Origin of the sequence: Nostoc sp. ChiQUE01b, from assembly GCF_034531255.1 — a bacterium.
In the GTDB taxonomy this organism is placed as follows: domain Bacteria; phylum Cyanobacteriota; class Cyanobacteriia; order Cyanobacteriales; family Nostocaceae; genus Nostoc.
Genome location: NZ_JAVRBM010000080.1, coordinates 17,427 through 42,527 on the forward strand (window position 1 = coordinate 17,427; position 25,101 = coordinate 42,527).

Consider the following 25,101-nt stretch of genomic DNA (forward strand, 5'->3'; position numbering starts at 1 on the left):
CCCCAAGCCGCAAAACCTGATTATACAAGCATTATAGACGCTGCGTGGGGGATGTGTCTGAGGAAATACCCAAAAAAAGAATTGACCTTGTAAATCTAAAAACAAGGTGAATTCAGATGTCAGCTAAAAAACCTGTTAAAACTACAAGTCAAAGAGCGATCGCTTTCTTGTTAATTCTGCAAACAATATTAATTGGCGTAAATGTTGAAAACCGCCTTCAGCAAGGTGACTCACCAATCGAAGTTTTAATCTGGATGATTAACCAGTGTATTCCAGTCCTGAAACAAGCCAGCAGTTTCCAAGAAAAACAGAAAAAGAGCCTGTTACCCAGAGCTCGCCATTCTGAAGATAAATAGTAATACAGTTCGGTTAAGGTTATCAGATAAAAATTATAGATCCCAAAAACGCGGTAAATCGCAATTTTTACTTGTAGAGACGGCGATTTATCGCGTCTTTTACCTTAACCAAACAGTATTCACAACACAAGTCCATTCGTTCACAACACAAGTCCATTCATTCACAACACAAGTCCATTCGTTCACAACACAAGTCCATTCGTTCACAACACAAGTCCATTCGTTCACAACACAAGTCCATTCGTTCAGAACGCAAGTCCATTCATTCACAACACAAGTTCATTCGTTCAGAACATAAGTCTGTTCTCAACGATTTGTTGTCTAGTATTGTATAATTACTGAGCTAGCAATCAAATCTTATTACAAAAAACACCTTTTTTTGCAAGTTTTACTGAACCACTAAATTGTTCCATTGAGACACTCTAGAAAGATAAGTTTAGTAAAAGGTGTGCATTGATGCCACGCAAAAAAAGAAGTTCTACCGTGCTAGAAAAAACCGAACAGAGAGTAATCGGATTTAAATCGATTAATTCCAGCCTCGATTTTGGTAATTCGATCAGTTTAAACCATTTAACCGAGTTAACCGGGCAGTTGCGCAACCAGATTGACCAATATAATATGATGTTAACTGCCCTTGACACAGCAAAGGCAGAAATAGAAACCCTTGAAAAGAGCATTCGCGAAACTTCAGAACGCTTAGTCAGTGGTGTGGCGTTGAAGTATGGCAAAGACAGCCGGGAATACGAAATGACAGGCGGAGTACGCAAAAGCGATCGCATTCGTAAAGCTACTATCACCCGGTTAAAATCGACCGCAGACTCAAAAGCGGCTTCTACACAGACAGCGTAACAAGCAATAACTAGGCATTATTACACCGTGAATGATGCCGATTGCTTTGCGTAGGCGTAGCCCGCCGCAGGCATCGCATCTTCTATTCTTTCACAATTGTTACGCTTAAATAGCGAGTTTGCTAACTACGTTCCCGCAGAATATCAAACACCACAAGTTACATTAGCGCCAATGGGTGATTTTGAATATTTCTCTATTGGTGTGAAACATCGTTATACCCGTCAATCGACACAGATGTAGTTCTGTTTACCACGACGATGCCCGTTCTTACGGATAAGGTTGGATGCACAATATGGACAGTTCATCCCTTAATTATGCAACGCCGTATCGAAGAACCGCCACCTTTTTAGAAGTTACACCAGCTTACCTCAAGAAGTTTGAGAGTAGTAAAGAGGCGATCGCTAAAATGCCAGATACGGCAGCTTGCCACCCTACTGTTCAGTGGTAGATTTAGTAGGGTAATAAAAAATCACGGCAAAGTAACATGGTTTTATTTAAGTGGAAATCCTGCATAACAGCAATAACCTTCACCGCAATCAGTCTTACTGCATCCAAGTCGGCATTGGCGGTATCTTTATACTCACTTACTGACTTAGGCAATCTTATAGGAGAACCTTACAGTTACGCTACAGATATTAATAACTCAGGTGAGATAGCCATTAATACTTTTAGCGGTGCTTTTTTTTACAGCAATGGTTCAGTCCAAAAAATTAGTCCCTTACCTGGTGATGGTCAACTTGCAGTGAGTGGTATCAATAACTTGGGGCAAGTAGTTGGTAATTCCATCGGTAAGACCGACAGTGATAATAACATCTTTATTTACAGTGGTGGAACAACGCAAAATACCGGTCTTAAAGGCATTCCTTATGCTATCAATGACTCAGGTGAGGTGGTTGGCGGTACAAGTGGTGGCGGTATATTCCCAAAACTTGCCTTTCCCTACGGAGCCGCTTTTCTATACAGCAATGGTAAGACAACTATTATTAATAGTAATCTAAATGAAAATTATGTTGCCTATGGCATAAATAATCTAAGTCAGGTAGTTGGCATTTTCGGTTCTTCCAGCCGAGCCTTTTTATCCGACAACGGTATAATCACTAATCTCGGTACTCTCCCTGGTGACAGGTACAGTCAAGCAAACGATATTAATGACTCAGGACAAGTAGTTGGTAGTTCGGGATTCACTGGCGTAGGTGATAGTCGTGCTTTTCTGTACAGTTCCAGCACGGGACTCCAAGACCTCGGTAGGTTACGTCCTACAGATTTATTTAGTACTGCTTTGGGAATCAATAATTTGGGTCAAGTAGTCGGGTTTTCTGGCACTAAGAATAACTTTTTTGCAGCAGATGGCAATGGTTTACGAGCTTTTCTTTATAGTGATAACACTCTGTACGACTTAAATGACCTGATTGCTCCTGGTTCAGAGGCTGGCTTTACCTTGACGGCAGCATCTGCCATTAATAATAAAGGACAAATTGTCGGTCGTGGTGCAATTAATGGTGAATTACACGCCTTCCTCTTGACACCAATCTCATCTGTCTCTGTAGCTGAACCAACTTCAGGTGTTCCTATTTTGTCGTTTGGTGCTAGTGTAATTTTATTAGCAACGTTCAAGCACAAACCTCACCGAAGAGGCAGGGGGGGAGAGGGCTTTCTAGCAGGGGAAGCAAGCCCTTCCTAAGAGCGTGGAGTGGAGCGGAACATGGGTATGTTCGCGCAGCGTCTCGTAGATAAGCCCCGCCCTTCCAGGGCGCTCTTACATTTATCTGACCAGGAAGGCATACCAAGAGGTCTTAATTTACCGTTCTTCTTGGGAATCCTACACCGTACCTGTACTCAGGTCGGTATAGGTAGTTCACAATAAATGATTGAGTAATGGTGAGTGACGACTAGGAAAATAAAATTATTGCTTACTTCCGAGTTACCCATTCACCATTATCTGTTACACAAGAGAATTATTTAGCAACCAAAACTGGTTTTTTTGCTGTTGATTGCACTAGTTCTGTGGTTGAGTGTACTAGTTCTTTTGCTTTTGATTGAACTAGTTCGGCGGTTGAGTGTACTAGTTCTTTTGCTGTTGACGCTACTGTTTGTGGCTGCAACAGTTGGGTGTAAAGTTCACTCAATTGATTTGCGACACCATCCCAGCTAAACTTACTTTCAACGCGCTTTCTACCAGCTTTACCCAATTCATCTCGCCATTGTGGACTTAAGAGAATTCGGTCAATAGCAGATGCAAAAGCATCTACATCTTGTGCTGGAGCCAATAAACCAGTTTTTTCATTCACTACAGTAAACTGAAGTCCGCCGACATCACTTGCTACCACTGGTGTACCGCTTGCCATAGCTTCGATCGCTACTAGTCCAAAGGGTTCGTAGTGACTGGGAACAACGCAAACATCAGCAGCGGCGTAATAAGTTGGTAAAATATCTTGACTCAGACGACCTGCAAAAGTGGTAAAGTCACTCATCCCCAATTCGTTGACGATTTGCTCAATCCGATCGCGCTCAATGCCGTCGCTGTTACCTGGAATACTACCACCACCAATAATTAGCTGGAGATTGTTGGAGTCACGTAGCCCAGACTCATTTACTGCCCGCACTAAGGTTTCTATCCCTTTGCGTTGGTCAAAACGCCCTACATATAATACAACTTTGGCTTCTTTGTCAATTCCCAATTCAGCCCTGGCTGCTTCTCGTGCAATCGAACCAAATCGCTGAATATCTGTACCACAGGGAATAATGTCGATATTACCTTTTGTGGAAACTAGCGATCGCATGTGTTCCTCTTCTTGCGGACTTGTCGCCACAATTCGCTCTGCATTTTCCAACACCTGTTTTTCCACTGCTAATCGCTGACTAGCAATTAGAGGAATATCTTCTATAGTGTTGTACTTGACTGCTCCTAAGGAGTGGTAGGTGTGAACTTGTTTACTCTTTTGGATTTTCTTTAACTGCATCCCCACCCAACTAGAGAGCCAATAGTTAGTATGAACTAACTCGTATGTAACATCATTTTTTACTTGAAATTTAAGGAAATTATCAACAAATTCTGGCAGATATTCAAAAATCTCATCTCGCGGCACAAACTCAAGGGGGCCAGCTTTTAAACGAATAGTTCGACAATTGTTGCTATGTTCAACTATCGAGTCTTGCTCCAGACTCACTTTCCGGGTAAACATATCAACTTGCCATCCTAGTTGCGCTAGTGCTTCACCTACGTGGCGCACATAAACATTTTGTCCCCCAGCTTCTTCTTTCCCTATTTCAATCGCTGGGTCTCCGTGGACAGAAATCAAGGCGATACGTTTTTCGGTGGTAGAGTTCATAGTTTGTGTGTTGCTGATTTTAACAAAGTTTTAGGTCGTTCCAAGCTCGTGTATAGCACACTTGGATAAATTGTTTAGGAACTTTGATTTTTATTGATTTTAGTTTATGATGTCTAATTTTTTTTTACATCCTCTGTCAGAAGTAGACTTTTAGATGAAATACAAATATTTTTAGTTTCTTTAGATATAGGAAATTGTTATATCCGTATCTCATACTTTTGATAGATAAAAATGAGATTTTTTCATTCATCTCTAGCTTTAATTTCATAGATATGGCAATTTTAATTTGCTCTTTACCTAGAGACTCAGCTCGCTGACTTCTGCGAGGATATATCTGGTGAATAGGGGGTTTGACCCCCTAACACATCTCAGAGCAGGAAGTCAGAAGACATAAAAAGTAGAGGTATGACGCTGCATCCAAAAAATCAAGGGAAATACCAAGAACGGACAATCAGCAATATCTCTAGGTAAGCTGGGATTATAAGTAGGTTTGACCTGCGACAAACGCTGTTACGCTAAGTGATAACATCTCCTACATATATTTAGATGTTTTCAAATGTTTTCAGAAATCAAATCGGCTTACTATAAGATAAAAATATATTTATTTAGCTTATATTCTTTAAAAGAAATCTAAAATCTGTTTTTACGCAATTGTACTGATTTTGCTTCAAACTAAAAATATAGTCAACACCAATTTTCAAACGGAGAAGATTAATATATGAGTTTGATAGATGGTATATTTATGACGCTGCTAAATACTGTTGCCTGCCTAGCACTGCCTAAGCTGGTATCTGTCATTATGTCTGCCAAAAGCCAAAAAACTGCATCTTCAACGTCTACGCTTACATCACAAGATTCCAACTCGGAAATCCCCAGTTTTTCTTAATGTAAACTGATTATTTATAGATGTCGCCTTGATGAGGAGAAAACTTAGTTATTGGTGCAAGGCGATATCTGAATAATAAGTTATACACATCTTGATTTTGGTAAAAGAATGAGTGTGCTAACTTAATCAAAAACGATTGTTTGATTATTTATTTGTTCTTGCTGTAATTATTTTAGGTCTGACGATAATAAAAAATGCCAGCAAAGTAAAAACTAACATTTGCCAAGTTACTAAATTCCAGCCACCAAGATCCCAGCAGAATAGGCCAATGCTAGTACCTACAGCACCGCCAATAAAATAGGTAGTCATGTAAACTGTGTTGATGCGACTATTCGATTGAGCATCAAGAGTGTATATCCTTGCAACATTGGTGACTTGGACTGCCTGTACACCTACATCTACTAACAATACAGCAACAGCGATCGCTAGTGCAGAATGAGAAGCAATTTTAGCAATTACTAAACTTGCTATCACCATTGATACAGCAATAGTTAAAGAACGTTGGGAGTTACCTCGATCGGCTAGTTTACCAAAAACTGGTGCCATTAATGCACCTGCGATCGCCACAAAGCCATACATCCCAATTGTGTCAGATTGAAAATTAAAAGGCGCTCCGCTTAAATGGAAAGTCAGCGTTGTCCAAAATGAGCAAAAGACACCAAACAATAACCCGCTAATTAAAGATGCTTCTCTTAATAATGAAAAACGTTTTAATTGCTGAAGCGTTGAGTTTAATAATTCTACATAATAACCATTAAATTCATTTTTGACATTAGGCAAGTATATTTTTAATAAAACAATAACAATTAAAATCATTACTGCCGAAAATCCATATACATAACGCCAACTCAACCATTCAGCAATATAGCCACTAAAAACCCTTGCTCCTAAAATTCCAATCAATATACCAGTAAAAATGTTGCCTACGGTTTGACCTGTAGTTACTCTATCTATACTTGCTGCTAAGGGAAGAATAACCTGAGCGGAGACTGTCGTAATCCCAATTGCGACGCTCAATATCCAAACTTGGACGATGTTTTGTGAAAACGTTATGGCTATCAACAAACAGAACAAACATCCCAGTAAGCAAAGAATTAATTTTTTCTTGTTGATTTTATCGCCCAAGGGGATTAAAAAGAAAAGCCCAAAACCGTAACCAACTTGCGTAAGCACAGAGATGCTACCCGCTTCGCCTTCACTGACTCGAAAAGATGATGCAATATCTTTAAGGATTGGCTGATTATAATAAACGTTAGCAACACAAACACCAGCTGCGATCGCCATTATCACTACCTGGACTTTAGTTAATCCGTTACATGAGATTTGTTTTTCCATTCAAGCTAAAATTTATACAGGAAAAAACTGGTTTACAGTACAGCTAAAACCAGGCAATAGCGGAGAAATTATATTATCATTACTAAATAAAGTTGCTACCAAGTTAAGTTGACTTTGTTCGCGCCGATAAACCTCTAGTTTACGCGATCGCCAATCAGCAATCCAATATTCTTTTACTCCTCTGGTAGAATAAAGTTTAAGTTTGGCTTCCTTATCTCGTCTTAAGTCTTCATTGCTAAAAGACAAAACTTCGACTACTAAATCTGGTGCGCCAGTTAAATGTCCCGCTTCATCCAATGTTAGCGCTAAGGTTTCTTTAGTCGCCCAAACTACATCAGGAATCACATTATCTGATTCTGAAAATAAAACGCCGGGGTTGATTACAGCTTCTCCTAAACCAGTAGACTCCGACCAAACATCAAGCTGTCGGAAAATTCTGCCACAAGTTTGCTGATGTTTAAAGTGAGGTGCCCTGGTCATAAATAATTCTCCATCAACTATCTCGTAGCGTGTCCCTTCATTTTCTGCCAAGAGTTCCACATCATGAATTGTCCAGCGTACTCCTGTATTAAGCATCTGACTCATCGCCTAACTCCTTTAATCTTGCTCTTGTATTTTAATCATAAGATTTAAGTTTAGCTTCCTTATCTAGTTTTTCAAAAAATAAATATATGAGTAAATAGTAAGACTTAAGCAAATTATCTCTTGCGATTTTCGCGCCGCCACTTACACCGCACTAAGCGAATTTCATCAAAAGTGTAGCTTTCACCTAGTTGTTCTTTGATGGGAGTCAGGGAAATGTCACCGAGTACTTCTAAAACTTGCCAAATTTTTTGTTGATGTTCTATAGGCACTAATTGATTTAAATCAACTGGCTGATTTTTTTCAATAAGTTTTTCTAGATGATTGCTAACTGTTGCCGGACTAAGGTTACGTTTTTGGGCAATTTGAGCAATATTTAAACCTTGCTGATGTAATTGTAATGTCTGCAATTCAGTGTAAGAAGCTGAATTGGGAAATGATACAGAAGTAACAGATTTATTTTGCAAACCTTTTTCTTGGCGGTAGGCGCGAATTTCTGTAATAAACTTTTCGCCATATTGAGCGAGTTTGTGGCTACCTACACCAGAAAGTTTGGCAAATTCAGCTAAGTTTTGGGGTTGCACCTGTACCATCAATTTTAAAGTGGAATCGTGAAAGATGACGTAAGGTGGTACAGATTGCTCATCAGCCAATTGTTTACGTAGCGATCGCAACTTCTGTAATAATATTTCTGCAACTTCTGCTTTTTCACTCCCCTGTTCCCAGGTAATCTTTTGAACTGTGGTTACAGCTACGGAAACTGGGCGTTGTTTTCGCATTACTTGCCAACTTAAGGCATTTAGTTTTAAAACTGAGTAACCATCGCTAGTTTGTTCTATTAACCCCTGATGTAAAAGCGATCGCCCCAACATTCGCCATTCATCTACAGTTCTATCTTTACCAATACCATAAGTAGAAAGTTTATCGTGTTCATACTGGATAATTTTGTCTTTTTTTGCTCCCCGCAACACATCAATTATGTGCAGCATCCCAAATCTTTCTTTGCAACGCGCCACACAAGATAAAAACTTCATAGCTTCAATTGTCCAATCTTGCATAGGTTTGGGATGACTACAATTGTCACAGTTACCACAATTACCCGCAAATCTTTCGCCAAAATAACCTAGTTGAATCGTTCGCCGACAATCAGTACCTTCAGCGTAATCAATCATCTGCCGCAGTTGTTGTTTAGCAATCAACTGTTCTTGAGGATCAGCTTTTTGATCGATACTCCATTCAATTGTTTTAACATCACCAAAACTGAAAAATATTGCACACCGAGATGGTTCTCGGTCTCTCCCGGCTCTCCCCGATTCTTGATAATAACTTTCTATATTTCTAGGTAGATCGAAGTGAACTACCAAACGCACATCAGGTTTATTAATTCCCATTCCAAAGGCGATTGTTGCCACCATCACCCGGACATCATCTCGAATAAATCGCGTTTGATTACTACTACGTTCTTCATCAGTTAATCCGGCATGATAAGGGAGAGCAACAACTTTATCATTTTGGAGTTTAAAAGTGAGTTCATCAACTTTTTTCCGAGTTAAACAATAAATAATTGTTGAACCTTCAGTTTCTCGAATTAGTTCTAATAATTCAGCGTAAGCATATTTAGTTTTAGGACGAACTTCGTAATAAAGATTTTCACGATTAAAACTAGCAAGATGGATGCTAGGTTGTTTTAGCCCTAGTTGTTGAATAATATCACTACGGACGCGATCAGTTGCTGTGGCGGTGAGGGCGACGGTAGGAACATCAGGATAGCGTTTCCGCAGAGATTTTAACTGGCGGTATTCTGGACGAAAATCGTGTCCCCATTCCGAAACGCAGTGTGCTTCATCAATAGCAAAGCTAGAAATGCCGATTTTTTCTTTAACTAAATCGAGAAACGGAAGAAACCTTTCACTGAGGAGACGTTCCGGGGCGACATAGAGTAATTTTACTTTACCGTTGAGGATGGCTTCTTCCCGCGATCGCACTTGGAAAGCATTCAGACTGCTATTGAGAAATGTCGCATTAATATTATTATTTCGCAGTGCTTCTACTTGGTCTTGCATTAAAGCAATTAACGGCGACACCACCACCGTTAGTCCATTTTTTAACAATGCTGGTAGCTGAAAACATAAAGATTTCCCCCCGCCAGTCGGCATCACAACCATTAAATCTCGATTTTGCAGCGCATCTTCAATAATTTGCCGTTGTCCGGGACGGAATTGATCGTAACCGAAGTGATATTTCAGCGCTTGTTCGAGATGGGGATACTGAAGCATAGCGATCGCTTTTTCCGGGCCGTTCTGCGTGGGTAGTTATTGAAGATATCAAGATTTTAACTTACATCTTCCGCAGCTTTGGTCAGGTCTGCGTTTGTGTTGGCGATGTCTACGACGGGCTACGCCGCCTACGCACGCTGATCAAACATCATAATATGATGCGATGTCTACGACGGGCTACGCCTACGCACTAAATCAATTATCATACATGAGCAAGCGCTTGACTTTCAAGACAGTCCCTACAAAATTGGCGATCGCCCTATTCCCCAGGCGTTCGGCTCAATCAATGCTATCATTAGCACAAATATTCTCACTTTCGGGATGCACGTAATCAGCAAAGTGAAATTGCGGGAATTCTGGGTTCAACACGTTGATTCTGAAGATGCTCTTAATGATTGGTACAAGTTTGCATCTATAGCCAATTGGTCTAATTTGGTGGATGTTCAGAAAAGATATCCAAAGGCAGAAGCGGTTGGTAACTTTACAGTGTTTAACATCAAAGGTAATAATTATCGTTTGATAGTAGACATTAAATATTCTAGCCAGACAATTTTTATTAAATACGTTCTTACCCATCCTGAATACGATAAGGAAAGGTGGAAAGATGACCCCTACTTCTAGTCAAAAAACTTATACTGACTTACTGATTCACTATCAGCCTAAGCCAATTAAAACAGAACAGGAGTATAACAGAGCCTTAACAGCAGTAGAGGGGATGATGTCTGGTGAGTTGACAGAAGCTGAAACTGCGCTTTTTGAGTTGTTGGTTCTTCTAATTGAAAATTACGAGTCACGTCATTATTCGATGGGTGAATCAAAACCTGTTGCTACTTTGGAATCTCTCATGCATGAGTTTGATGTACAGCCAACTTCTTTATTAGGGGTTTTTGGTACTATTGAGATTGTTAGGGAAGTGATTAATGGTCAACGGAAAGTTAGCCAATCTCAAGCTGAGTCCCTAGCTCAATTTTTCAATGACCATTATTCTGGGCTTTCCCTAACGGCTGTTGACTTTGGACAGTAAGAAAATTGAAGATTAAACAGTCACTATAAGATTGGCGATGTCTACGACGGGCTACGCCTACGCGCTTCCCAAAATCGGGCGATCGGCCTAAACTACATTCTCGGCATCAGCTGCTAATACTTGGTCAACGGTTAAAGTTAAGTCTGGAAAAATTTGACAAGGAATTGTTTCTCCTTCAAGATACTCAGAGCGTTGATATTCACCATTTTCTAGGGTCAGGACGATCGCCTTTTTTCCTTTTCCTCGCAGACAATACTTAGCAGGAATTTGACCTCGGTAGTCGATAATCCAATATTCAGGTACTCCCAAGGCAAGATATTCTTCTTGCTTGTCTACGAGGTCAGTTGACCAGTTGAATGAGGCAATTTCAACAATCATGAATGGCTGAGTTTGGATACCCGTCCTCGGTTGATCGTCGGGGTAAAACTGGGGGCGTTGGATAATCGCAATATCGGGTCGTCGGCTTTGTGTCTCGTTAATTTGTAATGCGTTTCGCTTCCGAACTGAGTATTTCAGTTTACGCTTGCGGTAGGCAAGTTCAAACATGAAGGACAGAAATTCAAGAATTTCTTCATGCAGTTCGCTGGGTTCTGGCATTAACACCAGCCTTCCAGCAACCAACTCATACTCATTAAGTTCATTACCTTCGGCGAAATCAAGGAATTGATTAAAGGTTAGTGGTTTAGGGGTTGCGATCATGGCGATCGCTGCTGATTGATTAGCATTTGGCTTCTCATAACCTTTTGATCTTCAAGTTTATATCTATTTGCCATTAAGTTTAAGTTTTTTAATGACTATTACGATCAACTTCCCTAGCAGTTCTTGACTTTGGACAGTGAGAAAATTGAAGAGGTGTAGTAAGATCGGTGCATTTTAGCTGTGATTCTAAAGCATCAATCTTTCGTAAAAGCGATACTCCCCACAGTATAGAAATCACCAACTTGATAGTCATGCCCACGAGCAAAAGTGTCACTATCGTAGCATTTTTCTTTTGTTGAGCCAGCCTTTTTTGTTGCTCTGCAAGTCGTGCTTCGACTTCTTGAGCACGTTCAGCCTCTAATGCTTGCTGTACTTCTCGCCGATCTAATTCTTCACTAGCAGCTAAAAACCGATAATCTAAGTTGCTCAAGCTTTTACCATTTGCCCACGTTTGAGCATCCATCAAAGCTTGTCCACGCAATAGGCGAGATTTATCTTTTTCTTCTGAGACCACCCATGCATTAAAGTTTTCGTAGTAGGGGCGCAAGTCAGCTAATTTTTTTCTAACCCATTCTAAATTAAAAACTTCTTGATAAATTCGGTTTTTTACTTGGAGATAACTTTGTTTTTTGATTACCAAGCCAGACAGCAACAGTTCTACCTGTTCTCGACTATCATCGGCTGGTACTTTCATTCCTTGGAGGATTTGTTGATAAATTCCTAGTAATCTGGCAGCAAATTTTGCATTTCTGAGGATGCGATCGCGAATAGTTCGCAAATGCTCAGGCTCATCTTGTGATTCCCATTTCTCGATGATGTGCGATCGCACCACATTTTCTATCCAAAATTCTTCTGTACCAGGGGGAATTTTCAGCTTTCTACCCATATCATCTTGAGATAAACTCACAAGTAGCCGACACAGCTTTTGAGTAATAAATGGTTGCCCATCTGTCCAAGCTAATATTTCTTTCAAAACTTTCTGAGGATGATTGTCTTTAATATCTAGTCCCAAAGAAAGTGGTTGAGCTTCTTCAAAGCTAAAACCATTTACTTGGATGGTTTTACCAAGATTAAAGGGGGTAGTATTATTTCGATATATAATTAAATCAGAAGGTGTAGCAACTCCAAAAACTGCAAATGTAATCCGATGATACTCTGGATTAATTGCTCGTTGGTTATAACAAAACCGAATCAAGCTAAAAAAGTCATCAACAGAAAAATCGAGGTTGAGTATACTATCAACTTCATCAATAAAAATAAATAGTCTTTCGTTAGGAAACTGAGCTAATAAAACTTCCGAAATAAACCGACTGATTTTCTGTACCAAAGAAAGATCGCTTTGTTCTTGCCACCAGGTTTTTAAATTGACTTTTCCTAACAGTTTAAAACCCAACCATAAGTCCCCAACAACTCCTTTATACCACTGTTCTGGAGTTATATTTTCACAACCAATATTAGTCATATCAACAGTGGCACATTTAAAGCCCTCTTTTTGCAAGCGGTGCTTTGTTTTTACCATAAGTGAAGATTTACCCATTTGCCTACAGCTTAGGATGTAGCAAAATTCACCCTGTTTCAAAGCTTCGTAAAGTTCCACATCCGCTTTACGCTCAACATAGCTAGGAGCGTCACTAGTGAGAGTACCACCAACTTGGTATCGATAATTTTTCATTTTATTGATCTTTAATTTTCAATTACTTCTATATTTATTTCAATCAATAAATTTGTATTGTGACAGTTGATAAAATTCCTTTAAGCTCGATGAGTAATTAGGCTCGTAGTAATAACTTTAGTGCTTACTATGAACACTCAAAACTAGCTGGAAAATTCATTAGAAGCATTAGCACTATTTTGCTTTCCCAACTGTTGACTAAAATAAAGACGATATAACTCACACATGGCACTAGCTTGATTACCGTTTAGTTGAACTAAACCCATACTTTCTAGTTTGTAAGCAGCGATCGCGTCTAACTCTACTTTTTGATCTGTTGCAATTACCTGTTTCATAGCTGACATTAATTCTGGTTCTGCTTGCAGTAGTGTCAACAGTTCTCGTAAATACTGACCGTAAATTCCTACTGGTGTAGATGCGGTTTCTAATAACACCTCCAGCGTCATTTCTCCCTGACATAGATGATAAAATGCAAGGCTTACCAGATAGGGATGTCCTCCTACCATCGCTTGTAGGGGTGCAAGGTATTTTGTCCCTTCCGAGTCTCCTGCCCAATCTAATCCGTAACGTAATGCTAAATTCTGTACCTCCTTAAGGGTAAATGGTGGCAATGTAATTGTTATCCCTACATTGAAAGGCGATTGGTTGAGTTTAAGCTGAATATAAATTTCTGTTGTGTGAACCACTACCATCCGCAGTTTTTGCCAAATCTGATCTTGCTTTGCTTGTTCATGCCAAAATCGCAGCATTGGCAGAAAGTCTTGCGCAATATTGGGATGTTCAAAAATCCGATGGACTTCATTCAAAGCCAAAACTAAAGGACTATCATTAATGTATTGCAACAGATATGCTTCAAAATAAATTTTGCAGCTTACCTTGCTGCCCATTTCCATATCCCAAAAATCATCTAGACAAGAAAGGAGATTTAACTGCCTACTAACATTTACACAAAACCAACGCAAAAATTTGTCCAGGGAAGCAAAAACGTCTTGGTCAGCTTCTTGAAAGTCCAAATAGACAATTTGATAATCTTGCTCTCTAGCATAAGCAATCATCCGATTGAGCAGGGAACTTTTTCCCATCTTTTTAGGTGCTTTGAGCCTGATTAAGCAACCAGGGTGTAAAATCTCATTACAAACAAGTTCTTCTAGGGAAGGGCGATTGATGTAAAGAGGAGAACCTAATGCTACAGGGCCGCTAGGAAATTCTATCTTGCTTCCTGAAAAAAAGTCTGGAAAAACCATTTCTAAGCTAGATTTTTCATTGAACTTTTGTTGGATCTGATTTTCCTGAGCGTCTGCATCTATCTCGTCTTGCAAGTGTTTATTTAAAGCTAAATGCAGATTTTTTTTTGTTATTCTTTTTCCAAGTGCTATAGAAAGGTCTTGCCACAACTCAGAACCAACTTCCTTGATGTAATTGTTGCCGTAGCCTGATGCCTCTGCCATTTCACCGTAAGTTTTGCCCAACCACGATTGATAGAGCACAAACCACTGAATTGAATCGAGAGGCTTGTCTTGAAGAATTTTTTTTACAAATTGTAGAAGCTTATCCACAGCGTATAAATTGTTAAACAGCTAGACAATTTACTTATACTTTTCAGTCTAGTAATAATATATATCTAAAAAAATACTTGAAAACAGAAAAAGTCAAGATTGCATTTATGCAATTTTAAACTTTATCAGTACTCAAAAAATATAATTATATTTTTTTGAAGATTTTTTGTATAGAGGTTAAGTAGGTAAGCACGATAAAAACAATATATATTTAGTTTTGTCAAAACCGTGAAATAACGATTTTATAAAGTATGTGCTGTATTTACATTTCGTAACATACTTGGGAATTTTCTCGCCCACTTACTTAGTTCAGCCTAAAATACAGCCTTGAAAAACCTGGTGATAATGATGGCTCACTGGTATGAGATCCTAGAGACAGTCAATGAACGCTCAACAGAATGGAACAACATCAGAAGCCAACAGTTGTAATTACGGGTGCCTCTTCGGGGGTGGGTTTATATGCTGCAAAAGCTCTTGCTGATAAAGGATGGTATGTGGTACTGGCATGTCGGGATTTAGCAAAGGCACAAAAAGCTGCTCAAGCTGTGGAAATCCCCTACAACAGTTATACCAGCATACATATTGACCTTGGCTCCTTGGAAAGTGTTCGACAGTTTGTGAAGAACTTTCGAGCCAGTGGAAAGTCTTTAGACGCTTTGGTGTGCAACGCTGCAATTTATATGCCCTTAATCAAGGAGCCGTTACGCAGTCCAGAAGGTTACGAGTTAACTGTCACCACGAATCATCTGGGTCATTTCTTATTGTGCAACCTGATGCTAGAGGATCTGAAGAAGTCATCTTTAGAGCCACGGCTGGTAATTTTAGGAACAGTCACGCACAATCCAGACGAACTGGGTGGGAAGATTCCACCACGTCCCGACTTGGGCGATTTGCAAGGCTTTGCAGAAGGGTTTAAAGAGCCAATATCGATGATTGATGGCAAGAAATTTGAACCAGTCAAAGCTTACAAAGACAGCAAAGTTTGCAATGTGCTGACTATGCGGGAACTGCATGAGCGCTATCACGAGTCAACCGGTATCGTCTTCAATTCTCTCTATCCGGGATGTGTTGCAGAAACGCCGCTATTTAGAAACCACTATCCCCTGTTTCAGAAAATCTTCCCATTATTCCAGAAGTATATTACTGGGGGATATGTGTCTCAAGAGTTGGCGGGAGAACGGGTTGCTGCTGTGGTTGCCGATCTTGAGTATAATCAATCCGGTGTTTATTGGAGTTGGGGAAATCGCCAGAAGAAAGATGGTAAGTCTTTTGTGCAAAAAGTCTCTCCTCAAGCTCGTGATGACGAAAAAGGCGATCGCCTGTGGGAACTAAGCGCCAAGTTGGTTGGACTTGCCTGATGATATAGGACTTGGCGTTACCCTTGTGCATGATTCATCGATTCATTTTTTTGAATTAATTTAGCATTATGTGCAGGTAAGTGATGGTTGAGGTGATTATTACGTCACCTCTGACTTTAGTAAAGTTGTAGACAAAGAAAATGATATGGCGCTTAACGATTTCAGAGCAGAAGTCACAAATGATGAGTTTTTACCTCAGTAAGCACTGAATCGTTCTGTATGTGCTGTTTCATTCTAAAGTTATACCTCTCCATTCCCTACCTCCTTGACTTATACATGGGAAATATGTATGATTGCGATCGCACAGAAGGGGAGTAGCTGCTGGCAAAAAATCTAAAAGCCAGTACATCTGAATCAACATACTGGCGATGAGCCTGGTTCAGGTGGCAAGTAATCAATATTTGAAAGCGAGACCTTCACTAAGTTCACACGGAAAAGTGTAAACTTGGTGAGGTTTTTTGGCTCTCATCAAGCTTTACATCGGTAAACGATTCTTCAGGAGCTTGAGAGAGTGTTAACAGCTTTTACCGCAGGTTTATTACTAATTACAGTTTCAGAACTAGGCGATAAAACTTTTTTTATTGCTGTAATATTGGCAATGCACCACTCGCGGCGGCTGGTATTTATAGGTGTTACAGCTGCTTTAGCCGCGATGACAATCCTTTCGGTGCTATTTGGACAAGCGGTATCTTTGTTACCAAAAGTTTATATTCATTACGCCGAAATAGCTTTATTTATTGCCTTCGGTATCAAACTGTTATGTGACGCTAGTAAGATGTCTGCTGCTGCTTGTGATACAGAAGTTGTGGCAGAAGCCGAAGCTGCGGTGAAACAAGCAGATTTGCAGTTACCAAAGCAAAAGACTGAGTTGGCAATTGTCGTAGAAGCCTTTGTGTTGACATTTATGGCAGAGTGGGGCGATCGCACTCAAATTGCTACCATTGCCCTAGCAGCAGGCAATGACCCCATTGGAGTGACAATAGGTGCAATTTTAGGACATGCTATTTGTGCTGCGATCGCAGTTATCGGCGGCAAAATGATTGCCGGACGCATTTCTGAGCGTCAACTCACCCTGATTGGCGGATGCCTGTTTTTAGTCTTTGGTGTCGTTGCTGCCATTGAAGGAGCGTGAGGGGAATGAGGGGGATGAGGAAGAATTATAATTGTTTACTTACTCCCTCATCTCCCCCATCTCCCCCATCTCCCCCTGCTCCCTCATCTCCTTGCTCCCCATTACTTAGGAGTATTTCCCAATGAAGGCGCGGGAGATACAGCAGGATTAGGCGTGGGGGAAGCCGTTGCTGCCTTTTTAATTCCGTCTTTGTACTGAGCAGGTGCTAAAGCTACGGCACTATCAAATAAAGATTTTGCATCTGCGTTTTTGCCCTGTTGTTTCAGGAGCATCGCTTTTGCCACGACGGGGCGAAAATCTTTGGGATCTTTCTTTATTGCCTGGTCATAAACAGAGCTAGCTTGAGCGTAACGTTTCTGGGAAGCATGGACAGAACCTAATAGCACCTGCACGGCTACTATATCTACACTTCCAGGCTGAATTGTATTTGCTTGGGCTGCGTTAGAGAGGGTTTCTTGCAACAAACCAATGGCTGCTTCGGGGCGTTGCTGATTGATCAATAGAGCCACCATTCCTCGCAAAGCATTCAAATCGCCTGGTTTAGTGGACAAAATCGAGCGATAAGCTTGAGCGGCTCCTTCGCGATCGCCAATTTGCTGTTTGGCTTGAGCTAGTAACACTGAATATTCCGACTGTTCGGGATTCAGCTTTGCTAACTTTTCTAGAGGTTCAATAACAACTTGGATATCAGCTGGTTTAACCTCGCTTTTATCTTTTTGACTTAGTAATTGCAGTCGCGCCTGTAATAGGCCCTTAAGCGCAGTCTGATTTTCTGGTTCCCTTTGCAAAACTTGTTCATAACCCCGTACTTCGTCTTCCAGTTTTGATTTTTGGTCAGTGGAGGGCAAATTACCTCTGGTGCTAGCGGTATTCTGACTTGAGGGTGGCGTATTATTAAATGCTTCAATTATGGGAATCACCGAAACACCCACAAAAGCAAGAATTGCCACTGCTAAGACGACTTGAACTATCCAACGATTGCGCGGTTGAGACACAGTTTTGTCTTTCTCCTGAATTCTAATGACATTATCATTTACACAAATCGTAAAGTTAAAAATTTCCAAAACTTTGCGGAATACCGCCAATTACCTGTGAATTTTATAACAATTAACTATCCACACTGCTAAAGTAAGTGATGACTTTAGGAGGAGCCGTCAGAATTGTAGCTATGATATGCTTCCGAAACTAGTGTCTAGAGCGCTAGATTAGACTTTTAGTGTTTACACACTAAATTTAGCGCCTTTAGGATTGTGTAGAGTACTCTAGTGTGACTTTGTGAGAAGTAAATATACTTTTATCAGCCGCACAAACGTTCTTACCAGCTGCCTTTGTAAAATCCCATAATGGGATGTGTCTGTGCCGCAAGGAGTTTTTATGAATTCCGACCTGATGCCGTTGCCTGAATCTTCCAATTCTTCTGCCTCTAACCAAGGCCCAACTAACGTAGAGGCAGCCACTAATGTTCATATAGCAGCCCAGTCCTCTAAAAAAGTTGACAATTTGCCTGTCAACACCAGCGAGACTGACTCAAATGGGAACTTGATTAATCGCCAGCAACCGATTCCACCTCCCAGTGAACCGATGCAGTATCGAGCGATCGGGTTAGTCCGAGGTCGCTATCATGCTAGTAGCGAACAATTTACTCAAGGTATGCTGCTGACCGCAGATGGTGTAGAACTCAATGCCGTCCTCCTAGGCCGGATTATGAGCTTAGTCAAGAATCATCTAGACTTAGAAAAAGAACACTTGTGGGTAGTATATCCACGTACCAGACAAGAAAATGATACCTTGCACATCCAAATCGTCGGAGTTTGGGAGCCAGAAAATCTCGCTAAAAACTCAACAGATGAGGACGAATCGGATTTTGAGTTGCAAGAGTTACAGACAATCGATGATGGCTTATCCGAGAACTCTGAACTAAGTACAACTGCCCCCAGACCTTCATCAGAAGTTGCAGATGGTGGTTTTTCTGTTCGTGGTGAAGTAGTATACCAATCTTTTGATGCTAAAAGCTTGGTAGTCAAAATTAGGCAGGCTCCACGCAAATCAACTGACAAACCCAAATATTTTAAGTTGAAATTAAGGGGTGTACTAACTACCAAAGCAGTGGGTAAATTCTGGGACTTCCAAGCCAAGCGGGAAGCAGACGTTTTAGTAGTAGAAAAAGCCGAGGCGATCGCTGATTTGCCCAAAAAACGCAAACCACCATTTAAAGGTGGGCCTCGTGCTGGCGGTGGAGGTGGTGCTGGTGGTAGAAAACCATTCCCCCCCAGACGCGCTGGCGAAACTCCCCGCCCCATCAAGAAAACAAGTACAGGCGGCGACCCCTCAGTCGTGTCAAAACCTATACCAAGAACGCCCGTTCCTAAACCCATCAAGCGACCGAAACCGACTCAAGAATAAGGTATGGGGAGCAGGGGGAGCAGGGGGAGTAAGTAAACAATTATTATTCTCCCTCATCCCCTTAAAAATCCGTCCGACGGTCTTGGGGTAGAAAAGATCGCTCCATCGGAATTGGAGAAACTGGTTCTGTAAGGGTAAACGTACCTGCTTCGATCCACTTTTTCAACTCTAGGGCGACTTGCCTAGAAAAAAACAAACTCGCTAAAGGGGCAGAGCGTACTGCTTTGCCCTCTATGGTGATCCACCCAGATTTTAGTTGGGCGTAACTCACTAAACCAAAGGTGGGACGGACGCGCCGGGGAATAGAAAAATCTACTATTGGGGCTACTAAGTCTTGATCTTGGACAGCACAGTGTTCAATTACTTGTTCATTTAATACAGGTAGTGGTACACCAACCCCTAACATTAATGAGGGGCCATAACTTTTGAAGTAACACCCCCGCACCCAATGAGCATCCATTTGCTTGGCATCACCAATTAAAGCTAAGGTGGCAGAAGGCCCAATCGGTGTACGATTAGCTAAACGCTTTTGTAAGGGGAAGTGCTGAGTGCCTTCCCAAGCGACATATCCAACACCACCGCCTAAAAAAATTCGAGTACCTATACCAACAAGTTGCAAATCGGGGTCGTTGAGTAAAGGTGAAATAGCGCCGGGGTTAGAATAAACAGCATTCCCCAAACGTGGTTGTAAAGGGCCGAGATAGGTGAAGAGGGGGCGATCGCCACCATTTACACCAATAATAAAATTTTGATAAAGATTGCGCGGATTGAATAAATAAAACTGATTAATTGTGTCACTGGTAATTGTAGTTTCAAAATTTGCTCTGGGGTAACAATCTGTTACTTGTCCTTGTGCTTTCACGTGTATAGATTTACCAGCGATCAAATCTTCGATTACATGACCCCCACCACGTTCTCGCACTTCTTCCCCATCTGTCGTGTCTACAGCACAACTCGCACCCAAATATAAATCTACTGCACCAAAACCAGAGTATGCTGGCACGCCATCAAACCAACAACGGCGAATTTTTATCGGGGGATCAGTATGTCCCAGATTGATAATTGCACCACTTGATTCCATCGGCTCAAAAGTACCAGTGGTAATTACATCAACTTCTTTAGCAGCTTTAGTAACACCGATTTCTACAACTCGTGCTTTTAATTCTTCAGTTGTCAACACTACCGCACGTTGGCGCTTAATTTTCTCGTTAATTTCTGCAATTGTTCGCATCTTATCAGTGCTTACGCTTCCTGGTGAATGGGGAATGGGGAATGGGGAGTAGGGAGTAGGGAAAATAAATTTTCACTCCAGCACCCAATTATCCCAATCACTTCAACATTTGCAAGACTTCATATAACTTCGAGTGACTAATTTTATTTTTTCAAGATATCATCATCAATCGAGGGATTCTCATTTATATCTGGATTTTCTGCCGTCCAACTATCATCTGTTCCAGGAGATTTAGAAACTATCACAAACTCAGTCTCTTTTCTATTGTTATTTCCCCATTCATCCAAAACATCTTTAATTAACACTTCTTGCAACCAAATTTTAGCGACAACAGTTAGAGGTAACGCTAGAAATAATCCTAAAAAGCCAAAGAAAGTTACGAAAAATAGCTGGGCAATTAAGGTTATGGCTGGCAGCAATGATACTTGATGCGCCATGACAACGGGTGTGATGAAATTACTCTCAGCCTGTTGAATGAAAAAGTAGAGAATCAAAACAGCGATCGCTTTCCAAGGTTCATCTAAGAAGGCGATCGCCATTGCTGGGATTACACTCATTGTTGGCCCCAAATTGGGAATCAAGTTAAAAAATCCCGCTAAAACCGCTAAAGCAAGTGCGGCCTTGACATGCAAAATTGATAAGCCAATCAGACTCATCAGACCCACTACACAGATGGCAATGAAAGCGCCTGTAATCCATCCCTCCAAAGAGACTTCACATTTATCTAAAATCCCATCTACCCGCCGCCGATAAAATGAGGGGAAAAGCCGCACAAATACTTTGCGGTAAGCCACGGGGTCGGCTAACATCATTCCTGTTAAAACCAACACTAACAAAATCTTGAGGACAACTTCCAAAGAGCCAGATACAAAGGCGAAGGAGTTTCCCAGTAGCCGATTGACGAAGGGCTGTACTTGTTGAATCAGGCTATTGATATCTGGGACGTAAGGAATTAACTGGTCAGGAATACGAGTTCTCAGGGCATCAAGCCAACTATTAAAGCGTCCAAACCCTTTAGGAACTTGATAGGTTAGTTCTTGAAACTGCTGGGCAAATGGCGGCACAATTAGCCAGAAAAAACCCACGATACCCGCGAGAAAGATAGCTACTGCTAGGAGGACGGCGAAGCTGCGCCTCATCCCAAACCGTTGAAAGCGTTTCGCTAGCCGATTTAAGGTGGTGGCTAACACAACTGCGGCAAACATTAGCAAAAGCACTTCCCGAATTTGCCAGAGGATGTATAAACAAAGAAGTATGGCGATTAAGCCGATCCATTGACCGAGGTTCACAGGCTAACTCCCAACGGTTGGCGAGATGCAATTTTCTTGTAATTAAGCTAGGTTAGCTGATTTTAGGAACTTGTGCGCAAATGGTTTGAGTTAATTTTGTTTCTGTGCTTGAAATCGCCACAGGAGAGCGATCGCTACGATCACCATCGGCAACAATACTATAATCAGCGCGTTGGTTGCTGTCGCCGGAATTGGTAGACTTGGCCCTGCATACTTAATCAATACTGATAACAAAGCCGAGAGTAAAAGTAGTTTTAGAATTAATCCTAGTTGATTTTCCATAAAAGTATGGCAATACAAATTTTTGTGGTACGCACAAATTTGCGCTGTACCGTCTAGTTTCTACAATAAACCCACAGATACAATCCTTGTAGATTCACAAAAATATAATTTTGAGTACCTGTCAGAAGCGAAGGATGTGAGGCGCGATCGCTAATGAACTTTGTGAGTGCTGCCTGAACCACAGACAGCACATTATACACTATTAAAGCTATACAAAAAGTAATCAAAGCAGCCTTTGAGTCATTTAAACTAAGCACAAAGAAATGCAGAGTTTTACAAAGAAGGCAGGAGGCAGAGGGCAGGAGGCAGAAGGAAATAAGTATTAATAAAAACTGTCAATTCTTGGTTATTGCCCAGTTTCAAAAAGGAATTGTATCGATAGCGCCGGCGGCAAGCGAGTCTTCTCCCAAGGGGAGACGCCAAGGGCGAACGAGCGTCGCGGAAAGTGCCACGAGATACAAAGCGTCCAAGATCCAATCCCACATTTGAAAACGTGGGTTCCTCCAGCATAGCTGCCTCCTATCTCCTGCCTCCTGAACAAACTTTATTTGCTCCGAACTGGCTCAATTTTATATTTAGCTTTGATCAACTCAGGCAATTCCATCAGAAATTTTTTCACTCTAGCTTGAATATATTTAGGATTTTTAGGTACACGTTTAGCTATATACCTTAAGAAAGCAATCTGATAACCAAACTTATATTGAATTGCAGAAAATATATTAGATTTGACCTGGTTGGCTGAACCTTTGTCTAGGTTTTTTAACTTTGATACTTCACGATGATATACGGGATGCTCTCCCCAAACGCAGGCAAAGTGTACAAGAGCAGGAGACACCACTTGATTGTATTTTTGAAAAGTAGATTTACCTGCGATCGCATCTATATTAAAAGAACCACGAAGACCGATTGGTGTTCGCATCATCTGACCATTATCTTCAAACATACTTTGATTGTGTAGCATCATCGCTAGGGCAAAAATACGTTCATCATTAGGGCCATCACCACGAAATTCACTAATGCCTAGCTTTCTCCAATCTCTTGAAAATTCTAGTGCTGTTTCAAAAAATGCCTTAGCAGTATCATTTTTTTCAAAATAATAGAGACCTCCATTAAATCTAGGTAGTTTTGTCAGATTAAATCGTTTGAGTGTGTCATCTACATCAATAAACTTATCTTTATCACCTGCTTGAAGATATACATTACCTGCCACACTAAAACTTCTACCTTTAAAATCATCAAAAATAAAGTTAATATCCCTTACTGCTATGCAATCACTATCAATACAAAGTGTATATTCAAATGGAGAATAATCATAGACATGAAGCTTTTGTTTGACGTTAGAACCATATTGGTGTTTAAAGGTTATAACATAATCATAAAGTTCGAGTAACTCTCGATCATTTGGATTGTCAGTAACAATAGCACGTGGAACATTTGGTGAATGAAGACGTAGAGAACGTGCTAAGGACTTTGCCATTTCGAGATAATAAGATGCTCCGTAAGCATAGGTGATAATGCCACGTTGTAAAATAAACATTATTTTTATTCCTTAACAGTATTTAAGCTTTAGTTGTCTAGCTGATTTCTAACTTCTACGCCAAAGGGTAGATATCTAATAATATCAAACAAGCTTAAAATCTATATAAAGTCTCCGTAAAGTCTAGTCTAATTTTTATTGAAATCTGTTTAAACCGACCTAGTTAGTTACCTTTATAAAAATGAATATGTACAGCAAGAAACAACTAATAAACAACACAGATATCAGATTTTATATTCATCCAACCCTAAAATTAAATGTAGAAAATAGATTTCTATTACATTTATTAACTTGATATTGAAATCATTGCCAGAAACTAGCGCGATCGCTGGTAGTATACTTACTGTTAGTCTGGCTTTGCTGGTAAACACAAAGCAGTAGGGTGCGTTACGGCGTTAAGCCTAACGCACCCTTTAGTTGAGACAATTTTTACTATCTTGAAAGTATTCTTTGCTAATTGTGTCAGTAGGGAAATAATGGTTGTTTTCAACAACTACGGTATTATCGTTCTGGGCTAAAACTGTGCGACTTTAAATTGCTTTTGGCATAATAAATAATTTTGTGATTAAAGTTTACATATATATTTTGAAATTTCCCCAGCTGTAAGCACCCGACGACTAAAAGTCGCTAAAGCATCTGTCTTAACATGAGTTAGGCAAACAACCCTGGCTGATTTGCCAAATCAGTGAAACTACCTTGCTGTACTATTTTGCCAGCTTGAAGTACATAAATTCGGTCAGCGTTGTGGATGGTAGTAAGGCGATGAGCGATTGACCTGAAAAGTCAGAATCCAGCAACTTTACAGAACGCTTTTTTACGTCAAACTCAACCAGCCAAAAACTTGTTCAACAGTCAATTCCAATTCGATACCTTCAAGAATGGGTAATTTATCAGCACCTTCGTATAATTCCAATCGCTGTCCAGGAAAAATCCCCAGCAGACTTTCGTCTTCTGGATTAATTAACCAGCCTAGTTCAGTACCATTGTGTGAACAATGCAATAATTTACTCAATACTTTTTTAACCTTTGCTCTGGGGAAAGAATTTCAATTGCCCAGTCGGGATGAATTTCAAAGCGATTAACAATTCTGCCAGATAGAGTTTTAAGAATTCTATCCCAGCGAAACACAGAGACATCAGGGACGATAGAAGCATCGCCAAAAGTGCAGCGTAATTTGGGCAAAGTGTAAGCAATTTTTTGGCTTCTAGCTATCCCGTTAATTGTTTCGCAAAGAGTAGTTTGGAGTAAGCTAAGTAAGTCGACGCGAAAAAACTAAACTATGTAAAGATAAATAAATACGGAGAA

Annotated in this window: 24 protein-coding genes and 3 pseudogenes; 12 read left to right on the forward strand and 15 right to left on the reverse strand. The window is 40.5% G+C overall.

From position 1 onward, the window contains the following. Positions 1-116: 116 nt before the first annotated feature. The 3 genes and pseudogenes from RMY63_RS33210 to RMY63_RS33220 form a co-directional block, all read left to right on the forward strand. Positions 117-356 carry a hypothetical protein gene (locus tag RMY63_RS33210; protein ID WP_322732781.1) on the forward strand — a complete coding sequence of 80 codons (240 nt, stop codon included), beginning with the start codon at positions 117-119 and terminating at the stop codon, positions 354-356. 456 nt (positions 357-812) lie between these two features. Further along, positions 813-1,205, forward strand: coding sequence for a hypothetical protein (locus RMY63_RS33215; protein WP_322732782.1), 393 nt, complete (start codon positions 813-815; stop codon positions 1,203-1,205). Between the two features lie 72 nt (positions 1,206-1,277). Continuing rightward, a pseudogene (locus tag RMY63_RS33220) lies at positions 1,278-1,445 on the forward strand (phenylacetate--CoA ligase family protein); the annotation flags it as partial. On the opposite strand, the gene RMY63_RS33225 reads toward RMY63_RS33220, so the two are convergent. After that, positions 1,427-1,510, reverse strand: coding sequence for a transposase-like zinc-binding domain-containing protein (locus RMY63_RS33225; RefSeq protein WP_416212568.1), 84 nt, complete (start codon positions 1,508-1,510; stop codon positions 1,427-1,429). The pseudogene RMY63_RS33220 and the gene RMY63_RS33225 overlap by 19 nt on opposite strands. Between RMY63_RS33225 and RMY63_RS33230 the strand changes: the two genes are divergently transcribed. Both RMY63_RS33230 and RMY63_RS33235 read left to right on the forward strand, forming a co-directional pair. Next, positions 1,498-1,653 carry a hypothetical protein gene (locus RMY63_RS33230; RefSeq protein ID WP_322732783.1) on the forward strand — a complete coding sequence of 52 codons (156 nt, stop codon included), beginning with the start codon at positions 1,498-1,500 and terminating at the stop codon, positions 1,651-1,653. The two genes, RMY63_RS33225 and RMY63_RS33230, sit on opposite strands and share 13 nt — an antisense overlap. Positions 1,654-1,689: 36 nt before the next feature. Then, positions 1,690-2,886 (forward strand): DUF3466 family protein, encoded by a 1,197-nt coding sequence (locus RMY63_RS33235; RefSeq protein ID WP_322732784.1) that lies wholly within the window; start codon positions 1,690-1,692, stop codon positions 2,884-2,886. A 412-nt stretch (positions 2,887-3,298) separates the two neighbouring features. Here RMY63_RS33235 and RMY63_RS33240 read toward each other — a convergent pair. Then, a pseudogene (locus RMY63_RS33240) lies at positions 3,299-4,534 on the reverse strand (glycosyltransferase family 4 protein); the annotation flags it as partial. Between the two features lie 718 nt (positions 4,535-5,252). On the opposite strand from RMY63_RS33240, the gene RMY63_RS33245 reads away from it, so the two are divergent. After that, complete coding sequence (locus tag RMY63_RS33245) at positions 5,253-5,420, forward strand: hypothetical protein (protein ID WP_322732785.1); 168 nt, start codon at positions 5,253-5,255, stop codon at positions 5,418-5,420. Between the two features lie 144 nt (positions 5,421-5,564). Here the strand turns inward: RMY63_RS33245 and RMY63_RS33250 are convergent, their stop codons facing one another. The 3 genes from RMY63_RS33250 to recQ form a co-directional block, all read right to left on the reverse strand. After that, the gene (locus RMY63_RS33250; protein WP_322732786.1) at positions 5,565-6,755 is read right to left on the reverse strand and encodes an MFS transporter; all 1,191 of its coding nucleotides are present in this window, start codon (positions 6,753-6,755) and stop codon (positions 5,565-5,567) included. A gap of 12 nt (positions 6,756-6,767) precedes the next feature. Beyond that, positions 6,768-7,340: a Uma2 family endonuclease gene (locus RMY63_RS33255; protein WP_322732787.1), complete on the reverse strand. Its 573-nt coding sequence runs from the start codon at positions 7,338-7,340 to the stop codon at positions 6,768-6,770. 113 nt (positions 7,341-7,453) lie between these two features. Next, the gene (gene recQ / locus RMY63_RS33260) at positions 7,454-9,613 is read right to left on the reverse strand and encodes a DNA helicase RecQ (protein WP_322732788.1); all 2,160 of its coding nucleotides are present in this window, start codon (positions 9,611-9,613) and stop codon (positions 7,454-7,456) included. 321 nt (positions 9,614-9,934) lie between these two features. Between recQ and RMY63_RS33265 the strand changes: the two genes are divergently transcribed. Both RMY63_RS33265 and RMY63_RS33270 read left to right on the forward strand, forming a co-directional pair. Continuing rightward, the gene (locus RMY63_RS33265) at positions 9,935-10,234 is read left to right on the forward strand and encodes a type II toxin-antitoxin system HigB family toxin (RefSeq protein WP_322732789.1); all 300 of its coding nucleotides are present in this window, start codon (positions 9,935-9,937) and stop codon (positions 10,232-10,234) included. Then, a complete protein-coding gene (locus RMY63_RS33270) occupies positions 10,218-10,637 on the forward strand; it encodes a transcriptional regulator (RefSeq protein WP_322732790.1) in 420 nt (139 codons plus the stop codon). The genes RMY63_RS33265 and RMY63_RS33270 overlap by 17 nt, the downstream gene beginning before the upstream one ends. A gap of 87 nt (positions 10,638-10,724) precedes the next feature. On the opposite strand, the gene RMY63_RS33275 is transcribed toward RMY63_RS33270, so the two are convergent. From RMY63_RS33275 to RMY63_RS33285, 3 genes are all read right to left on the reverse strand, one after another. Further along, complete coding sequence (locus tag RMY63_RS33275; RefSeq protein ID WP_322732791.1) at positions 10,725-11,336, reverse strand: Uma2 family endonuclease; 612 nt, start codon at positions 11,334-11,336, stop codon at positions 10,725-10,727. A gap of 88 nt (positions 11,337-11,424) precedes the next feature. Then, positions 11,425-13,008 (reverse strand): AAA-like domain-containing protein, encoded by a 1,584-nt coding sequence (locus tag RMY63_RS33280; RefSeq protein WP_322732792.1) that lies wholly within the window; start codon positions 13,006-13,008, stop codon positions 11,425-11,427. A gap of 143 nt (positions 13,009-13,151) precedes the next feature. After that, complete coding sequence (locus tag RMY63_RS33285; protein ID WP_322732793.1) at positions 13,152-14,564, reverse strand: AAA-like domain-containing protein; 1,413 nt, start codon at positions 14,562-14,564, stop codon at positions 13,152-13,154. 398 nt (positions 14,565-14,962) lie between these two features. On the opposite strand from RMY63_RS33285, the gene RMY63_RS33290 reads away from it, so the two are divergent. Next, positions 14,963-15,922 carry a protochlorophyllide reductase gene (locus RMY63_RS33290; RefSeq protein ID WP_322732794.1) on the forward strand — a complete coding sequence of 320 codons (960 nt, stop codon included), beginning with the start codon at positions 14,963-14,965 and terminating at the stop codon, positions 15,920-15,922. Between the two features lie 511 nt (positions 15,923-16,433). Then, positions 16,434-17,054, forward strand: a complete 621-nt coding sequence (locus RMY63_RS33295) for a TMEM165/GDT1 family protein (protein WP_322732795.1) — start codon at positions 16,434-16,436, stop codon at positions 17,052-17,054. A 101-nt stretch (positions 17,055-17,155) separates the two neighbouring features. On the opposite strand, the gene RMY63_RS33300 is transcribed toward RMY63_RS33295, so the two are convergent. Next, entirely contained in the window at positions 17,156-18,049 is an 894-nt protein-coding gene (locus RMY63_RS33300) for a tetratricopeptide repeat protein (protein WP_322732796.1), read from the reverse strand. Positions 18,050-18,428: 379 nt separating this feature from the next. On the opposite strand from RMY63_RS33300, the gene RMY63_RS33305 reads away from it, so the two are divergent. Beyond that, positions 18,429-19,457: a hypothetical protein gene (locus tag RMY63_RS33305; RefSeq protein ID WP_322732797.1), complete on the forward strand. Its 1,029-nt coding sequence runs from the start codon at positions 18,429-18,431 to the stop codon at positions 19,455-19,457. Positions 19,458-19,518: 61 nt separating this feature from the next. Here the strand turns inward: RMY63_RS33305 and RMY63_RS33310 are convergent, their stop codons facing one another. The 3 genes from RMY63_RS33310 to RMY63_RS33320 all read right to left on the reverse strand — a co-directional run bounded on the left by RMY63_RS33310 (position 19,519) and on the right by RMY63_RS33320 (position 22,259). Continuing rightward, a complete protein-coding gene (locus tag RMY63_RS33310) occupies positions 19,519-20,688 on the reverse strand; it encodes a homocysteine biosynthesis protein (RefSeq protein ID WP_322732798.1) in 1,170 nt (389 codons plus the stop codon). Between the two features lie 143 nt (positions 20,689-20,831). Further along, positions 20,832-21,977, reverse strand: a complete 1,146-nt coding sequence (locus tag RMY63_RS33315; protein WP_322732799.1) for an AI-2E family transporter — start codon at positions 21,975-21,977, stop codon at positions 20,832-20,834. Positions 21,978-22,067: 90 nt separating this feature from the next. Continuing rightward, the gene (locus tag RMY63_RS33320; RefSeq protein ID WP_322732800.1) at positions 22,068-22,259 is read right to left on the reverse strand and encodes a hypothetical protein; all 192 of its coding nucleotides are present in this window, start codon (positions 22,257-22,259) and stop codon (positions 22,068-22,070) included. 195 nt (positions 22,260-22,454) lie between these two features. Here RMY63_RS33320 and RMY63_RS41975 point away from each other — a divergent pair. Then, positions 22,455-22,748, forward strand: a pseudogene (locus RMY63_RS41975) (hypothetical protein); the annotation flags it as partial. 55 nt (positions 22,749-22,803) lie between these two features. On the opposite strand, the gene RMY63_RS33325 reads toward RMY63_RS41975, so the two are convergent. From RMY63_RS33325 to RMY63_RS33335, 3 genes are all read right to left on the reverse strand, one after another. Further along, positions 22,804-23,796 carry a hypothetical protein gene (locus RMY63_RS33325; RefSeq protein ID WP_322732801.1) on the reverse strand — a complete coding sequence of 331 codons (993 nt, stop codon included), beginning with the start codon at positions 23,794-23,796 and terminating at the stop codon, positions 22,804-22,806. 814 nt (positions 23,797-24,610) lie between these two features. Then, the gene (locus RMY63_RS33330; RefSeq protein ID WP_322732802.1) at positions 24,611-24,808 is read right to left on the reverse strand and encodes a hypothetical protein; all 198 of its coding nucleotides are present in this window, start codon (positions 24,806-24,808) and stop codon (positions 24,611-24,613) included. Further along, positions 24,805-25,017 carry a Uma2 family endonuclease gene (locus RMY63_RS33335; RefSeq protein WP_322732804.1) on the reverse strand — a complete coding sequence of 71 codons (213 nt, stop codon included), beginning with the start codon at positions 25,015-25,017 and terminating at the stop codon, positions 24,805-24,807. The genes RMY63_RS33330 and RMY63_RS33335 overlap by 4 nt, the downstream gene beginning before the upstream one ends. Positions 25,018-25,101: the final 84 nt, after the last annotated feature.

Coding starts and splice junctions, on each gene's coding strand:
- RMY63_RS33210 (WP_322732781.1), top strand. CDS start 117: ATGTCAGCTAAAAAACCTGTTAAAACTACAAGTCAAAGAGCGATCGCT.
- RMY63_RS33215 (WP_322732782.1), top strand. CDS start 813: ATGCCACGCAAAAAAAGAAGTTCTACCGTGCTAGAAAAAACCGAACAG.
- RMY63_RS33230 (WP_322732783.1), top strand. CDS start 1,498: ATGGACAGTTCATCCCTTAATTATGCAACGCCGTATCGAAGAACCGCC.
- RMY63_RS33225 (WP_416212568.1), bottom strand. CDS start 1,510: ATGAACTGTCCATATTGTGCATCCAACCTTATCCGTAAGAACGGGCAT.
- RMY63_RS33235 (WP_322732784.1), top strand. CDS start 1,690: ATGGTTTTATTTAAGTGGAAATCCTGCATAACAGCAATAACCTTCACC.
- RMY63_RS33245 (WP_322732785.1), top strand. CDS start 5,253: ATGAGTTTGATAGATGGTATATTTATGACGCTGCTAAATACTGTTGCC.
- RMY63_RS33250 (WP_322732786.1), bottom strand. CDS start 6,755: ATGGAAAAACAAATCTCATGTAACGGATTAACTAAAGTCCAGGTAGTG.
- RMY63_RS33255 (WP_322732787.1), bottom strand. CDS start 7,340: ATGAGTCAGATGCTTAATACAGGAGTACGCTGGACAATTCATGATGTG.
- recQ (WP_322732788.1), bottom strand. CDS start 9,613: ATGCTTCAGTATCCCCATCTCGAACAAGCGCTGAAATATCACTTCGGT.
- RMY63_RS33265 (WP_322732789.1), top strand. CDS start 9,935: ATGCACGTAATCAGCAAAGTGAAATTGCGGGAATTCTGGGTTCAACAC.
- RMY63_RS33270 (WP_322732790.1), top strand. CDS start 10,218: ATGACCCCTACTTCTAGTCAAAAAACTTATACTGACTTACTGATTCAC.
- RMY63_RS33275 (WP_322732791.1), bottom strand. CDS start 11,336: ATGATCGCAACCCCTAAACCACTAACCTTTAATCAATTCCTTGATTTC.
- RMY63_RS33280 (WP_322732792.1), bottom strand. CDS start 13,008: ATGAAAAATTATCGATACCAAGTTGGTGGTACTCTCACTAGTGACGCT.
- RMY63_RS33290 (WP_322732794.1), top strand. CDS start 14,963: ATGGAACAACATCAGAAGCCAACAGTTGTAATTACGGGTGCCTCTTCG.
- RMY63_RS33305 (WP_322732797.1), top strand. CDS start 18,429: ATGAATTCCGACCTGATGCCGTTGCCTGAATCTTCCAATTCTTCTGCC.
- RMY63_RS33310 (WP_322732798.1), bottom strand. CDS start 20,688: ATGCGAACAATTGCAGAAATTAACGAGAAAATTAAGCGCCAACGTGCG.
- RMY63_RS33320 (WP_322732800.1), bottom strand. CDS start 22,259: ATGGAAAATCAACTAGGATTAATTCTAAAACTACTTTTACTCTCGGCT.
- RMY63_RS33325 (WP_322732801.1), bottom strand. CDS start 23,796: ATGTTTATTTTACAACGTGGCATTATCACCTATGCTTACGGAGCATCT.